Consider the following 15,239-nt stretch of genomic DNA (forward strand, 5'->3'; position numbering starts at 1 on the left):
CACGGGGCGAAGTGTGAGCTTAAACTCACTCTCCTGACTGCGACTCGATCGGTGGGCGCAGGCTCGCTGTGATAGCTTTGAGGAGCAAATATTCCTTTTTTAATTCCGTCCCGTGAGGCGGGGAAAGGGGAGACGAGCGATGACTGAAGTCACTTCTGCGCACCTGCCGTCGCGGGTTGTCCTCAACCAAGCGGATATAGATCGTGCGCTGACTCGTATCGCCCACGAGATCCTCGAAGCCAACAAAGGTTCGCAGGACCTGGTTCTTTTGGGCATTCCCAGCCGCGGCTACCCACTGGCTGTTCGGCTCGCCAACAAGATCGCAGCAGCCGACCCCACGGTAAACGCCGCAGCAATCGTCGGGCAATTGGATGTCACCATGTTCCGTGACGACCTCTCACACCAGCCCACGCGGCCACCGCACCACACCCGGCTTCCCTTGTCAGGTATCGACAACAAGGTGGTCGTGCTGATTGACGACGTCCTGTATTCCGGACGCACCATCCGCGCCGCTCTGGACGCCTTGGTTGACCTTGGCCGCCCCCGTATTGTCCGTCTCGCGGTCCTGGTGGACAGGGGCCACCGCGAGCTCCCCATCCGCGCCGACCACGTGGGCAAGAACCTTCCTACGTCCTCGGCCGAAAAAGTCCGTGTGCACCTGGAAGAAACCGACTCCGTAGATGGCCTTCCCGTCAACGAGGTAGTAATTGAGGCGGGCAAGTGAAGCATCTTCTTTCCACGGAAAACCTTGTCGCAGCAGATGCGATCCGCATCCTGGACACGGCGGAGGAAATGTCCGCAGTGGGGGAGCGCGAGGTCAAAAAGTTGCCGGCACTTCGCGGCCGCACTGTAGTGAACCTGTTCTTCGAGGACTCCACGCGCACGCGAATTTCCTTTGAAGCCGCTGCCAAACGACTGTCCGCCGATGTCATCAACTTCGCGGCCAAGGGATCTTCCGTATCCAAGGGCGAATCCCTCAAGGACACCGCCCAAACACTCGCTGCCATGGGCGCGGACGCCGTCGTCATCCGGCACTGGGCCTCGGGCGCGCCCCACCGGCTCGCTGCCACCGATTGGATTGATGCAGCCGTCATCAACGCAGGAGACGGCACGCACGAACACCCCACCCAAGCGCTCCTGGACGCGTTCACCATGCGCAGGCACTGGTCCAAGCTCAACGGTGGGGATTCCACGGGTGCAGACCTCAAGGGGATGCGCGTGGCCATTGCCGGTGACGTGCTGCACTCGCGTGTCGCCCGCTCCAACGTTTGGCTCCTGAAGACCCTTGGTGCCGAGGTTACTTTGGTGGCGCCGCCAACCTTGCTGCCCATCGGCGTCGAGCACTGGCCGTGCAAGGTCAGCTACAACCTCGACGAAACGCTGGAAGGCGGCATCGACTCGATGATGATGCTGCGGGTCCAAGGCGAGCGGATGAATGCCTCGTTCTTCCCGTCCACGCGTGAATATTCGCGGCGCTGGGGCTTCGACGACGCCCGCTTGCGGACCTTGGACGAGCTGGGCATGAAAGACACCATCATCATGCACCCGGGTCCGATGAACCGCGGCCTGGAGATCTCTTCCGCCGCTGCGGACTCACCACGTTCCACGGTTCTGGACCAGGTGCGGAACGGTGTTTCCGTGCGCATGGCTGCCCTGTACTTGCTGCTCTCCGGGGACTCCCGTGAGGCAGCCCCGATAACCACCGCCATACCGGCTTTCGCGAGCCCGTCGAGCAAGGAGAGCAACTGATGGCCGAGAACACTTACCTCATCCGCGGAGCCGCGATCCTCGGCGGCGACGCCCAGGACCTGCTTATCCGCGACGGCGTTATCGCCGCAGTAGGTACCGACCTCTCCGAGGACGGCGCTACCGTCATCGACGGCAAGGGTCTCATCGCCCTGCCGGGCATGGTGGATGTCCACACCCACCTTCGTGAACCGGGCCGGGAGGATGCCGAGACGGTCGAGACCGGCACCCGCGCCGCTGCCTTGGGTGGCTTCACCGCCGTCCACGCCATGGCAAACAGCAACCCCGTAGCCGACACCGCCGGCGTCGTCGAGCAGGTCCACAGCCTGGGCCGTGCGTCCGGCTGGGTTGACGTACGTCCGGTAGGCGCGGTCACCGTGGGGCTTGCCGGCGAGCAGCTCGCAGAGCTCGGTGCCATGGCCGACTCCCGCGCCCAGGTCCGGATGTTCTCCGACGACGGCATCTGCGTTCATGATCCCGTCCTGATGCGCCGTGCGCTGGAATACGTCAAAGCGTTCGACGGCGTGGTGGCCCAGCACGCGCAGGAACCGCGCCTTACCGCCGGGGCCCAGATGAACGAAGGAACGGTTTCCGCGGTCCTGGGTCTGACCGGCTGGCCGGCCGTGGCCGAGGAAAGCATCATTGCCCGCGATGTCCTGCTTGCCCAGCACGTTGGTTCCCGGTTGCACGTATGCCACGTCTCCACGGCCGGTTCCGTTGAAATCGTGCGCTGGGCGAAAGCCCGCAGCATCAACGTCACCGCCGAGGTAACACCTCACCACCTCCTCCTGACGGACGAGCTGGTCCGCAGCTACGACCCCGTGTACAAGGTCAACCCGCCGTTGCGAACCGATGCTGATGTCCAGGCCCTGCGCGAAGGACTGGCAGACGGCACCATCGACGTCGTCGGCACCGACCACGCGCCGCACCCCAGCGAGCACAAGGAATGCGAGTGGGCGCAGGCGGCCATGGGCATGACGGGCCTGGAAACGGCATTGTCTGTTGTCCAGGTAACCATGATCGAAACCGGACTTATGACGTGGGCGGACTTCGCGAGGGTTACCTCGTTCACTCCCGCCGTCATCGGCCGGGTCGCCGATCAGGGCCGCCCGCTTGAGGCAGGAGAGCCCGCCAACGTCATCCTGGTGGACCCGGCTGCGCGTTGGACCGTCGACCCCCATAAAATGGCAACCATGGGCCGCAATTCACCGTTCAAGGGCAAGGAGCTGCCCGGGTCCGTGGTGGCGACCTTCTACAAGGGGCACCCGACGGTCCTCGAAGGCCGCCTCAACACGCCGTACCAGCACCCGGCAGTCAGCAGCAGCTGATGAACAACCAGACACTGACCGTGCTCATCACGGTGCCGCTGATCGTCGTCGTCCTGGCGATGATCTGGCTGGGGTGGCGGAACCGGCTGAGGCGACAAGCCGACGTCGAACGCCTCCCCGGGGTGCCGGAGGAGCTGACTCCCGCCAGCGTCGTCGCCGATGGCCAGTACGTGACCACCACGACGGCGGGGGACTGGCTGGACCGGATTGCAGTCCAGGGCTTGGGCATCCGGACCAACGCGGAACTGAGCATCCACGATGAAGGCGTATTGTTCGACCGCAACGGCGCCGCCCCGGTCTTCATCCCTCGTCGAGCCCTGGTGGAAACCCGTGAAGCCAACGGCATGGCCGGGAAGTTCGTCGAAAAGGACGGACTCCTGGTCATCAGCTGGAGACTTGGCGACCGGGAACTCGACACCGGTTTCCGGTCCAGGCACTCAGCCGACAAGACGCTCCTCCTCGAAGCACTCAAAGAATTGATCTCCGCAGCCCCTCAGGCAGATGCCGATAGTGGAAAGTAATAAAGTGACGGAAAGTAACTCAGCCACCAAAACCACCCCCACAGCAGCAGTGCTGGTGCTCGAAGACGGCCGCATGTTCCGCGGCCGCAGCTACGGCGCCCAGGGCACCGCGCTCGGTGAGGCCGTCTTCGCCACCGGTATGACCGGCTACCAGGAGACCATCACCGACCCCTCCTACGCCCGCCAGCTGGTTGTCCAGACCGCGCCGCACATCGGCAATACCGGCGTCAACAGCGAAGACGCTGAATCCCGCCGCATCTGGGTGGCAGGGTACATCGTGCGGGACGCCGCCCGCCGCCCCTCCAACTGGCGCTCCGAGCGCAGCCTGGACGAGGAATTGGTGGAGCAGGGAATCGTCGGAATCCAGGGCGTGGACACCCGTGCCATCACCCGCCACCTCCGCGAGCACAAGACCATGCGCGCAGGCATTTTCTCCGGCGAGGCCGCACAGGCATCGGATAAGGAACTGCTCGACATCGTTCTGGCCAGTGCCCCCATGGAAGGCTCGGCACTGGCAGAGGAAGTCTCCATCGACGAGGCCTACGTTGTGGATCCCAAGGATCACGGTTGGGAAGGTGAGCCGCGCTTCTCCATTGCCGCAGTGGACCTTGGCATCAAGGCCATGACTCCCGTGCGATTCGCCGAGCGGGGCGTGCGCGTGCACGTCCTGCCCGCCACGTCCACCCTCGAGGACGTCAACGCCGTCAACCCCGACGGTTTCTTCATGTCCAACGGACCTGGCGACCCCGCCACCGCCGACCACCAGGTTTCCCTGTTGCGTTCGGTGCTTGACGAGAAGCTGCCGTACTTCGGTATCTGCTTCGGCAACCAGATCCTGGGCCGTGCCCTGGGCTTTGGCACCTACAAGCTCCGCTACGGCCACCGCGGCATCAACCAGCCGGTGATGGACCGCCGGACCGGCAAAGTTGAAATCACCTCCCAGAACCACGGCTTCGCCGTGGACGCACCGCTGAACGGCTCCACCGTTGCTCCTGAGGAGCGCTACGGCCGCGTGGAGGTCAGCCATGTCTCCCTGAACGACGACGTCGTTGAGGGCCTCGCCTGCCTCGACATCCCGGCCTTCTCGGTCCAGTACCACCCGGAGGCTGCTGCCGGCCCGCACGACGCCGCGTATCTCTTCGACCGCTTCATCGACCTGATGGCTGATGCCAAAGCCGCCGGCCCCGCCACCACCACCGACTCCAAGACTGAGGACAAGAAGTAATGCCCAAGCGTACAGATCTCAAGAGCGTCCTTGTCATCGGTTCCGGTCCCATCGTTATCGGCCAGGCGGCTGAGTTCGACTACTCCGGTACCCAGGCACTCCGGGTCCTGAAGGAGGAGGGCCTTCGGGTCATCCTGGTCAACTCCAACCCGGCCACCATCATGACGGACCCCGAGTTCGCCGATGCCACGTACGTGGAGCCAATCACGCCCGAGGTGGTCGAGAAGATCATCGCCAAGGAGCGTCCGGATGCCGTGCTGCCCACACTTGGCGGCCAGACTGCACTGAACACAGCGATTGCCCTCGACAAGAACGGCGTCCTGGAGAAGTACAACGTCGAACTCATCGGTGCCAACATCGCGGCCATCGAACTTGGCGAAGACCGTGAGAAGTTCAAGGGCGTCGTGGAGCGCTGCGGCGCCGAGTCTGCCCGCAGCCACATCATCCACACCATGGATGAGGCCTTCAAAGCTGCCGAGGACCTGGGCTACCCGATGGTTGTGCGCCCGTCCTTCACCATGGGTGGCCTCGGTTCCGGCCTCGCTTACAACGAGGACGATCTCCGCCGCATTGTGGGCCAGGGTCTTCAGTACAGCCCCACCACCGAGGTTCTGCTCGAAGAGAGCATCCTTGGCTGGAAGGAATACGAGCTCGAGATGATGCGCGACAAGAACGACAACGTCGTTGTGGTCTGCTCCATCGAGAACTTCGATCCCGTTGGCGTCCACACCGGTGACTCCATCACGGTTGCGCCTGCGCTGACCCTCACGGACCGCGAGTACCAGAAACTGCGTGACGTCGCCATCGCCGTCATCCGTGAAGTTGGCGTGGACACCGGTGGATGCAACATCCAGTTCGCGATCGACCCCGCTACGGGCCGCGTGGTGGTCATCGAGATGAACCCCCGTGTTTCGCGCTCTTCGGCGCTGGCATCGAAGGCCACAGGCTTCGCCATCGCCAAGATCGCCACCAAGCTCTCCCTGGGCTACACCCTGGACGAGATCCCCAACGACATCACCCAGAAGACCCCGGCTTCCTTCGAGCCGACCCTGGACTACGTCGTGGTCAAGGTTCCGCGCTTTGCGTTCGAGAAGTTCCCGGCGGCCGACAACACGCTCACCACCACCATGAAGTCTGTGGGCGAAGCGATGGCCATGGGCCGCAACTTCACCGAAGCCCTGCAGAAGGCCTTGCGCTCACTCGAGCAGAAGGGCTCTCAGCTGGACTTCAGCTCCGTGCCCGAGTACGAAGTTGCCGAACTCATCGAGAAGGCCAAGCGACCCACCACCGACCGCCTGCACCAGGTGCAGCGCGCGCTCCTCGGCGGCGCAAGCGTGGAAGACCTCTTCGCTGCGACCAAGATCGATCCTTGGTTCCTGGACCAGCTGCAGTTGCTCAATGAGACTGCGCAGGAGATCCGCAAAGCCGGCGTCCTCACCGAGGACATGCTGCGCAATGCCAAGCGCCACGGTTTCTCGGATGAGCAGATCGGTGCCCTGACGCACAACTCCGAAGCTGTTGTCCGTGGTGTCCGGCAGGCCCTTGGCATCCGCCCTGTCTACAAGACGGTGGATACGTGTGCAGCCGAGTTTGCGGCTTACACCCCGTACCACTACTCGGCTTATGACGAGGAAGACGAAGTCGGCCTGCACTCCAAGCCGTCCGTGATCATCCTTGGCTCAGGCCCCAACCGCATCGGCCAGGGCATCGAGTTCGACTACTCCTGCGTTCACGCCTCCATGGCGCTGCGCAAGGCCGGTTACGAGACCGTCATGGTCAACTGCAACCCGGAAACTGTCTCCACCGACTATGACGTCTCCACCCGCCTCTACTTCGAGCCGCTGACACTTGAGGACGTCCTCGAGGTCATCGCCGCTGAAGAGCGCACCGGTGGCGTCATGGGCGTCTTCGTTCAGCTCGGTGGCCAGACTCCGCTCAAGCTGGCACAGCAGCTCGCCGACGCCGGTGTCCCTATCCTGGGTACGTCGCCGGAAGCAATCGACCTTGCCGAGCACCGTGGCGCCTTTGCCCGGGTCCTGGATGAAGCCGGGCTGACCTCCCCGAAGAACGGCACCGCCGTTTCCTTCGAGGACGCCAAGAAGATCGCCGACGAAATCGGCTACCCGGTCCTGGTCCGCCCGTCCTACGTCCTGGGTGGCCGCGGTATGGAGATCGTCTACGACGAAGCCAACCTCTCGCGCTACATCGCCAATGCCACGGAAATCACCCCGGATCACCCGGTGCTGATTGACCGCTTCCTGGAGGACGCCGTCGAAATCGACGTCGACGCCCTCTTCGACGGCACGGACATGTACCTCGGCGGCATCATGGAACACATCGAAGAAGCCGGTATCCACTCCGGTGACTCTGCCTGTGTCCTGCCCCCGATCACCCTCGGCAACAACGTGATCGAGCGTGTTCGTGAAGCAACCCGCGCGATCGCCGAAGGCGTTGGAGTGCGCGGCTTGATCAACATCCAGTTCGCTCTGGCGTCGGACGTCCTGTATGTGCTGGAAGCCAATCCGCGTGCCTCCCGGACTGTTCCGTTCGTCTCCAAGGCAACCGGCGTGCAGATGGCCAAGGCCGCAGCGCTCATCGGTACGGGCGTGACCATCAACCAGCTCCGCAGCGCCTACAAGATGCTGCCCGAGACCGGCGACGGTTCCACCCTTCCGCTGGACGCACCGGTTGCGGTGAAGGAAGCCGTGCTGCCGTTCAGCCGCTTCCGCACTCCGGAGGGCAAGGTCGTTGACTCCCTCCTGGGCCCTGAAATGCGCTCGACAGGCGAAGTCATGGGCATCGATAAGCACTTCGACACCGCCTTCGCCAAGAGCCAGTCCGGCGCCAACAACGCGCTGCCCACCGGAGGCAAGATCTTCGTTTCCGTGGCCAACCGTGACAAGCGTTCGGTGATTATGGGTGTCAAGCGTCTGTCCGACCTCGGCTTCGAGATCGTCTCCACAGGTGGAACGGCTGACGTCCTGCGCCGCAACGGCATCCAGGCCACCCCTGTCCGCAAGGTCGCCGAAGGCAGCAGCGCCGAAGGCGAAGGCACCATCGCCGACCTCGTCGTCGCCGGCGAGATCGACATGGTGTTCAACACCCCTTCCGGTGGCGAGGCGCGCAGCGACGGATACGAACTCCGTGCGGCGGCAACGTCGATCGGCATTCCCTGCATCACCACCGTGGCGGAGTTCAACGCTGCGGTCCAGGCCATCGAAGCACTCCGCACTTACGAGTGGTCGGTGACCAGCCTGCAGGAGCACGCTGCCAACCTGGCATCGGCGACGGAAGCGGCCAATGCCTGAGTCTGCCGTAACGCAGGAATCGCAGCCGGTCCGGGAGTCATTCGGCTCCCGGCTGGCTGCGGCCATGGTTGACCGTGGTCCGTTGTGCGTCGGAATCGACCCCCACCCCCAGTTGCTGGCGGATTGGGGATTGAACGACGACGTCGCCGGGCTGGAGCGCTTTTCGCTCACCGTCGTGGAGGCTGTGGCTTCCCTCGCTGCCGCGGTCAAGCCGCAGGTGGCCCTGTATGAGCGCCATGGCTCTGCCGGTATGGCTGTGCTGGAGCGGACCCTTGCCGCCTCAACGGAAGCCGGAGTGCTCAGTATCGCGGACGCAAAGCGTGGCGACATCGGTTCCACGATGGCGGCCTACGCCGATGCCTGGCTCCGCGATGGTTCAGCCCTTGCTGCGGATTCCGTGACGTTGAGCCCGTACCTCGGCTTTGAGTCGCTGCGTCCGGCTTTGGACCTTGCGGCCAAGTACGGCAGGGGAGTGTTTGTGCTCGCCCTGACGTCCAACCCTGAGGGCAAGAGCGTCCAGCATGTAGGGGGCGCCGACTCTGTAGCGCGCCGGATCGTAGCCGAAGCAACTGCAGAGAATGCGCGCTACGAAGGGCCCCTGGGATCAGTTGGCTTGGTTGTGGGTGCCACCATCGGCTCCGCGTTGACGGATCTGGACATCGATCTCGGCCCGGTACGCGGTGCAATCCTTGCCCCCGGGCTCGGGGCCCAGGGTGCGACTCCGGCAGACCTTCGTGCGACCTTTGGCTCCGCGTATCCGGCTGTCCTTGCCACTTCCAGCCGGGGAATTCTCGCTGCCGGCCCCACTGCTGCCGCGTTGCGCTCCGCAGCGGAGGAGGCGCTGGCAGGGCTGCTTTCCTAAGGCAACGCGGGGTCACTTATGGCCCATGTTGAGGTGTTCAACGGGCCCTAAGTGACCCCGCGTTGGTCCAACTCATTGCGCAACTGCGCCCCTGCAGGTAGGTTCAGGATCAGTCGCCTGACCTGCATCATTAACTCGATCTGACAGGGGTTCAGCAGTGGGCCTTAAAGAGCTGACACCGCAAGAACGCGCCGATGCGTTGGAAAAGGCCGCGAAGGCCCGGGCGGTGCGGGCCGCGGCCAAGGAAAAGCTCAAGCGCGGCGAAGTGAGCATCGCGGAGTTGATCTCTTCGGGAGCCACCGACGAGGCGATCGCGCGCATGCGGGTGGTGGAGCTTCTGGAGGCATTGCCTGGCATAGGCCCAGTCAGGGCCGCCGGAATCATGGCGGATATCGGAATCGCCGGATCCCGGCGCATCAGGGGGTTGGGAATTCATCAGGCTAAAGCGCTGGTAGATTTTATGGATACCCAACAAAGCGTTTAAACGCATTTCCCCGAAGGAATCCGTGAGCAAGAATCCTGGACTGACCGTCCTTGCCGGCCCCACTGCCGTTGGCAAGGGAACCGTATCCACCTACATCAGGGACAACTATCCAGAGGTTTGGCTTTCGGTGTCGGCCACCACCAGGGCAGCCCGTCCGGGTGAGAAGGATGGGGTCCACTATTTCTTCAAGTCCGCCGAAGAGTTCGATTCCCTGGTGGCTGACGGTCAATTGCTGGAGTGGGCTGTGGTCCATGGCCAGAACCGCTACGGCACGCTTCGCAGCACGGTTGAAGCCGCCATCGCTGAGGGAAAGTCGGTCCTGCTTGAGATCGACCTTCAGGGTGCACGGCAGGTCAAGGCTGCCGTCCCCGATGCAAACTTTGTCTTCCTGGCCCCGCCCAGCTGGGACGAGATGGTCCGTCGACTCGTTGGCCGCGGCACGGAAACAGCCGAAGAACAGCAGCGTCGGCTGGAAACCGCTAAACTGGAACTTGCTGCTGAACCGGAGTTTGACCACACCGTCATCAATGACGACGTTCGCCGGGCAGCGGACGAGCTTGTTTCACTCATGGGGCTTACCCCGCACGGGCGCTAAAGCGCCTGTTTGTTGGCCCGCTAGAATTTGGAGAATTCGTGTCCACGAACCTTGAAGGCATCATCAACCCGCCGATCGATTCGCTGCTTGAGGCTGCCGATTCCAAGTACGGCCTGGTGATCTTCGGCGCCAAGCGCGCCCGTCAGATCAACGCTTACTACGCCCAGCTGCACGAGGGCCTGTTCGAGTACGTCGGTCCGTTGGTTGACACCAAGCTGAACGAAAAGTCGCTCTCGATCGCCCTCCGCGAGATCAACGAAGGCCTGCTGGTTTCCACGCCGATCGAGCCCGCAGAATAAAGCAGACTGCCTGTTGACGGAGGTCACGTGCGCATAGTCCTCGGAGTCGGGGGAGGGATTGCAGCCTATAAGGTCGCATCGCTCCTCCGGCTTTTTACTGAAGCCGGCCACCAGGTCACGGTGATTCCCACGGAAGCTGCTACCCGTTTTGTCGGAGTCGCCACGTGGGAAGCACTCTCGGGCAACCCGGTGAGCAACAGCGTCTTTGACGACGTCGACAAGGTTAACCATGTCCGCCTCGGGCATCAGGCTGACCTGATCGTCATTGCTCCGGCCACTGCCGATCTTCTGGCGAGAGCAGCCACGGGTCAGGCCAACGACCTCCTGACCAACACCTTGCTGATGGCCCACGGCCCGGTGCTTTTCGCTCCGGCGATGCACACTGAGATGTGGCAGCATGCAGCAACGCAAGCCAACGTGGAAACGTTGCGCAGTCGTGGCGTGACAGTCCTCGAACCTGCATCCGGACGCCTTACTGGTGCCGACTCCGGTCCGGGCCGCCTGCCCGAGCCCGAAGCCATCTTTGCCGCGGCCATCGCATTGGCGGACGCCGCCGGGACCACGGAAGGCACCACGGTGCCTTCGGCCCCGCACACGTCGCTCGCTGGCAGGACCGTCACGATTTCGGCCGGTGGAACAAGGGAAGCCCTCGACCCTGTCCGGTTCCTCGGCAATCGTTCATCCGGCAAGCAGGGCGTTGCTCTGGCCGCCGCTGCTCTGGCTGCCGGAGCAACGGTGCGTTTCCTGGCCGCACACATGGACGTCGAGCCGCCCGCCGGCGTCGAGCTTATCCGCGTTGAGTCAGCCTTGGAGCTGCGCGAGGCAGCGCTGAAAGCGCAGGCCGATTCCGACGTCGTCATCATGGCTGCCGCCGTCGCCGACTTCCGTCCGGCCGAAGTTTCGGATACGAAAATCAAAAAGGTCGACGGCGAGGACGCGCCGCTCGTGCGCCTGGTCCGCAATCCGGACATCCTCCATGAGCTCGTGGAACGGCGGAACGCAGCAGGTGGTCAGCAATTGATCGTTGGTTTCGCGGCAGAAACCGGAGACGCCCAGGGCGATGTCCTGGAGCACGCAACTGCCAAGCTCAAACGCAAGGGCTGCGATCTTCTTGTTGTCAACCAGGTGGGAGTCGGTCAGGTTTTCGGGCAGGACGAGAACTCCGTCGTCATCCTCTCCGGCCATGGCGCTGAACCTCAGTCCGCTGCCGGTTCCAAGGCGGATGTTGCTGCCGCGGTGGTCGATCGCGTGGGTGCAGAGCTCGCGCGGGTCTTCCCGGCCATGTGACCGAGCCCATCCCTGAATTCTTAGCAAAGGGACACACGGCCGATGCCGTTTTCCCGCAACCCAGTAAGGTGGTCGAGTGACTTTACCGCTGCACCATGAACACCATGGCACCCCGTCCAAGCTCCGCCTCTTCACGTCAGAGTCGGTGACCGAAGGGCACCCGGACAAGATCTGCGACCAGATCAGCGACTCCATTCTGGACGCGTTGCTCGCCGCGGACCCTGAATCGCGCGTGGCTGTCGAAACGATGGCCACCACAGGTTTGGTGCACGTTGCCGGTGAGGTCACCACCGATGCCTACGTCGAAATTCCGCAGATTGTCCGTGAGACCATTCTGGGCATCGGCTATGACTCGTCCGCCAACGGATTCGACGGTGCCCGCTGCGGCGTGTCAGTCTCCATCGGCCAACAGTCCAACGACATCGCAGGGGGCGTCTTCAACTCTCTGGAGGCCCGCGAGGGACGCCAGGAGGACGATTACGACCTCCAGGGTGCCGGCGACCAAGGCATCATGTTTGGCTATGCCAGTGATGAAACAGCTTCCTACATGCCGACGCCCATCTGGCTGGCGCACCGCCTTTCGGAACGCCTCACCGAGGTCCGCAAGAACGGTGAACTTGCCTACCTGCGGCCCGACGGCAAGACCCAGGTCACGGTAGGGTACGACGGCGACCGGCCGGTTTCAGTGGAAACGGTTGTCATCTCCAGCCAGCATGCAGAGGAAGCGAGCCTGGAACAGCTCCGCGCTGACCTCGCGAGCTACGTCATCGATCCCGTGCTTGCCGCATCAAACCTTGACCTCTCGCGCACGGCGAACATCCTGAACCCCGCAGGTGCGTTCGTCATCGGTGGGCCCGTCGGCGACGCCGGTTTGACCGGCCGCAAGATCATCGTGGACACCTACGGCGGGTTTTCCCGCCATGGCGGTGGGGCGTTCTCCGGGAAGGATCCGTCCAAGGTTGACCGTTCCGCGGCTTACGCCATGCGCTGGGTCGCGAAGAACGTGGTGGCGGCCGGCCTTGCCAAGCGTGCGGAGATCCAGATCGCCTACGCCATCGGCCAGGCACGCCCCGTGGGAACGTACGTGGAGACCTTCGGCACGGAGACGGTCGACCCCGCGCGCATCAGCGAAGCGATCGACGAGCTCTTCGACCTCCGTCCCCGCGCCATCATTGATGCCTTGGACCTCAAGCGTCCCATCTACGCCAAGACGGCTGCACATGGGCACTTCGGACGGGACGAGCCCGACTTCACCTGGGAGCGGCTGGACCGGGTGGCGGACTTGAAGGAATACTTCAACGCCTGATTCCACCCGCGATCACCGCGATGTTGTTTTGTCGGTGGTTCGTGATTGGCTTTAGCCAGAGAGATGCCCGCAGCGGATCAATCGCGTTGCGGGCATCTGCATTGTTGGATACGGCAGTTATTCCTGCGCGCGGTAGTATCGTGCGACGAGCTGGAGGTGAAGGTTATGGCAGGCCCTGAGGCCCAGCCGTCATTGCTTCAGCCCTCGTTGCTGCAAGGGTTCCCGGACCGGCCCTCTGTCCAGGGTCCGCCCTTGGCCGGACACCTTCCTGTGGCCCGCGTGGTCCTGGAGTCGCCGCTGCCGCACCTGGACAGGCCCTTTGATTACAGCGTCCCTGCTGAACTGGCCGAGGAAGCGGCTCCCGGCGTGCGGGTGAAAGTGAAGTTCAACGGCCAGGAACTGGGCGGCTACATCCTGGAGCGACTCGATGCTTCAGATGCAGCATCGCCGTTGACACCCCTGCATAAGGTGGTTTCGCCGGTGACGGTCCTCACGCCTGCCATTGCCACGCTGGCAGGCAATGTCTCCGCGCGGTACGCCGGAACCCTCAGTGATGTCCTGCGCTCGGCCATCCCGCCACGGGTTGCCAAGGTGGAGAAGGAATTGCTCAGCGGGGATGTGCCGCCCGGCAATGACTCGGAAACCGGGGGAGAAGAAATACCGGCTTTCAATGCCCATGCCTGGGGTCGCTACACCAATGGCACAGCGTATCTGCAGCACCTGGCCAGTGGTGGTTCGCCCAAAGCCGTTCTGACCGCACTGCAAGGATTCGGTCCTGATGGGTGGCCGGCCTTGGTGGCCGCCGCGGTGGCCAATGTCAGATCCTCGGGACGCGGCGCGATCGTGGTGGTTCCTGATTACCGGGATCTTGACCGCGTGGAAGCGGCGCTGGCAGCGGTCCTGCCGCCGTCCGACGTCGCCCGTCTGACCGCCGATGACGGCCAGACGCCCCGGTACCGCAACTTCCTGCGCCTCTTGAGCGGTTCCGCGCGGGTGGCCGTAGGTACCCGTTCCGCTGCTTTCGCGCCGGTCAAGGATCTTGGACTGGTGGTGTGCTGGGATGACGGCGACGATCTCCACATTGAGCAAAGAGCCCCCTACGCCCATACCCGCGAAGTTTTGCTCTTGCGTGCGGAGCAGGAGAACGCCGCATGCCTGATGGCCTCGCACAGCCGGAGTACGGAAGTCCAGCGCCTGGTGGAGCTGCAGTGGGCTGTGCCGGTTGAAGCGCCCCGAAGCACCGTCCGAGCCACAGTGCCGCGCGTCCTGAATACCGCTGACAGTTTCGAACAGGAACGCGATCCCTTGGCACGCATCGCACGCTTGCCGGGAGCCGCATGGCGAGCCGCGAAGGAAGGGCTTGAACGTGGCCCGGTACTGGTGCAGGTTGCCCGCGCCGGTTACGCTCCGTCGTTGGCGTGTGAGACGTGCCGGGAGCTTGCCCGGTGCAACAGCTGCCAGGGACCGCTGGCCGTTTCCAGCAGCTCTTCGATCCCTGCCTGCCGCTGGTGTGCCACGCCTGCTCCGCAGTGGCGTTGCACGCACTGCAGCGGCACCAGGCTGCGCAGGGGTGCTGCCGGCGTCATGAGGACGGCAGAAGAACTGGGCCGGGCATTTCCAGGCAAGGCTGTAGTGACCTCGTCCGGCGAACACGTCAAAGCGACAGTTCCGGACGCTCCTGCCTTGGTGGTGGCGACCGTCGGGGCTGAACCGGTGGCTTCCCAGGGTTATGCCGCGGCTTTGTTGTTGGATGGCAATTCGTTGCTCCGGCGCGAAAACCTTCGAGCCGGCGAGGACACTGTGCGTCGGTGGTTCAACGCCGCCTCCTTGGTGAAGCCTGCCAGCCAGGGTGGCTTGGTGGTCATCACGGCGGACGATACCGCCGCGACGGGTGCCCTCTTGCGGTGGGATGCCGCGGGTTACGCCTCGCGCGAGTTGGTGCTGCGGAAGGAACTTCAGTTGCCTCCGGCGGTTCGGGTGGCCTCGGTAACGGGAAGCAGGGCCGACGTTGGGCATTTTGCCGGGGCGTTCGAAGCCGCTGCCTCCTTGGCCGGGCAGCTCAGGAAGGCCGGGCCAGCGCCCGTGCAGCTGTTCGGCGGCCCATCGTCTGCGGTTCCGGGACAGGATGATGCGGACGTCCGCATGCTCTACTTCATTCCCTACACGAACGCTGCCGAGGCGACGCGCGTCATGCGTGCAGTCAAGGCGGCCAGCGCGGCCAAACGCACCGCTGGACCCGTCCAGCTCCGCCTTGACGGAGTAGACGTCCTCTAGCGCT

At 63.8% G+C, this 15,239-nt stretch carries 13 protein-coding genes; all 13 read left to right on the forward strand.

All coding sequences use genetic code 11. The annotated features are described in order from the left end of the window. Window positions 1-139: 139 nt before the first annotated feature. On the forward strand, window positions 140-724 hold the full coding sequence (pyrR, locus tag ACFVSI_RS06485) for a bifunctional pyr operon transcriptional regulator/uracil phosphoribosyltransferase PyrR (RefSeq protein WP_144658931.1): 585 nt from the start codon (window positions 140-142) through the stop codon (window positions 722-724). Further along, window positions 721-1,749: an aspartate carbamoyltransferase catalytic subunit gene (locus ACFVSI_RS06490; RefSeq protein ID WP_387820995.1), complete on the forward strand. Its 1,029-nt coding sequence runs from the start codon at window positions 721-723 to the stop codon at window positions 1,747-1,749. The genes pyrR and ACFVSI_RS06490 overlap by 4 nt, the downstream gene beginning before the upstream one ends. Next, the gene (locus ACFVSI_RS06495) at window positions 1,749-3,074 is read left to right on the forward strand and encodes a dihydroorotase (RefSeq protein WP_387820998.1); all 1,326 of its coding nucleotides are present in this window, start codon (window positions 1,749-1,751) and stop codon (window positions 3,072-3,074) included. Before ACFVSI_RS06490 ends, ACFVSI_RS06495 begins: the two co-directional genes overlap by 1 nt. After that, complete coding sequence (locus tag ACFVSI_RS06500; protein WP_387821001.1) at window positions 3,074-3,595, forward strand: hypothetical protein; 522 nt, start codon at window positions 3,074-3,076, stop codon at window positions 3,593-3,595. Before ACFVSI_RS06495 ends, ACFVSI_RS06500 begins: the two co-directional genes overlap by 1 nt. Further along, window positions 3,576-4,820 (forward strand): glutamine-hydrolyzing carbamoyl-phosphate synthase small subunit, encoded by a 1,245-nt coding sequence (carA, locus tag ACFVSI_RS06505; protein WP_387821004.1) that lies wholly within the window; start codon window positions 3,576-3,578, stop codon window positions 4,818-4,820. The genes ACFVSI_RS06500 and carA overlap by 20 nt, the downstream gene beginning before the upstream one ends. Continuing rightward, a complete protein-coding gene (gene carB / locus ACFVSI_RS06510) occupies window positions 4,820-8,128 on the forward strand; it encodes a carbamoyl-phosphate synthase large subunit (protein WP_387821008.1) in 3,309 nt (1,102 codons plus the stop codon). The genes carA and carB overlap by 1 nt, the downstream gene beginning before the upstream one ends. Further along, window positions 8,121-8,990 (forward strand): orotidine-5'-phosphate decarboxylase, encoded by an 870-nt coding sequence (pyrF, locus tag ACFVSI_RS06515; protein WP_387821011.1) that lies wholly within the window; start codon window positions 8,121-8,123, stop codon window positions 8,988-8,990. Before carB ends, pyrF begins: the two co-directional genes overlap by 8 nt. A 157-nt stretch (window positions 8,991-9,147) precedes the next feature. Then, a complete protein-coding gene (gene mihF / locus ACFVSI_RS06520; protein ID WP_387821014.1) occupies window positions 9,148-9,474 on the forward strand; it encodes an integration host factor, actinobacterial type in 327 nt (108 codons plus the stop codon). A 22-nt stretch (window positions 9,475-9,496) separates the two neighbouring features. After that, window positions 9,497-10,069 (forward strand): guanylate kinase, encoded by a 573-nt coding sequence (gene gmk / locus ACFVSI_RS06525; RefSeq protein ID WP_387821017.1) that lies wholly within the window; start codon window positions 9,497-9,499, stop codon window positions 10,067-10,069. Between the two features lie 38 nt (window positions 10,070-10,107). Continuing rightward, window positions 10,108-10,368, forward strand: coding sequence for a DNA-directed RNA polymerase subunit omega (rpoZ, locus tag ACFVSI_RS06530; RefSeq protein WP_017197559.1), 261 nt, complete (start codon window positions 10,108-10,110; stop codon window positions 10,366-10,368). Window positions 10,369-10,395: 27 nt separating this feature from the next. Beyond that, window positions 10,396-11,655 (forward strand): bifunctional phosphopantothenoylcysteine decarboxylase/phosphopantothenate--cysteine ligase CoaBC, encoded by a 1,260-nt coding sequence (coaBC, locus tag ACFVSI_RS06535; protein WP_387821020.1) that lies wholly within the window; start codon window positions 10,396-10,398, stop codon window positions 11,653-11,655. Between the two features lie 76 nt (window positions 11,656-11,731). After that, the gene (gene metK, locus ACFVSI_RS06540) at window positions 11,732-12,961 is read left to right on the forward strand and encodes a methionine adenosyltransferase (RefSeq protein WP_172323244.1); all 1,230 of its coding nucleotides are present in this window, start codon (window positions 11,732-11,734) and stop codon (window positions 12,959-12,961) included. Between the two features lie 165 nt (window positions 12,962-13,126). Beyond that, entirely contained in the window at window positions 13,127-15,235 is a 2,109-nt protein-coding gene (locus ACFVSI_RS06545; RefSeq protein WP_387821024.1) for a primosomal protein N', read from the forward strand. Window positions 15,236-15,239: the final 4 nt, after the last annotated feature.

This window comes from Paenarthrobacter sp. NPDC057981 (assembly GCF_042886835.1).
Lineage (GTDB): Bacteria > Actinomycetota > Actinomycetes > Actinomycetales > Micrococcaceae > Arthrobacter.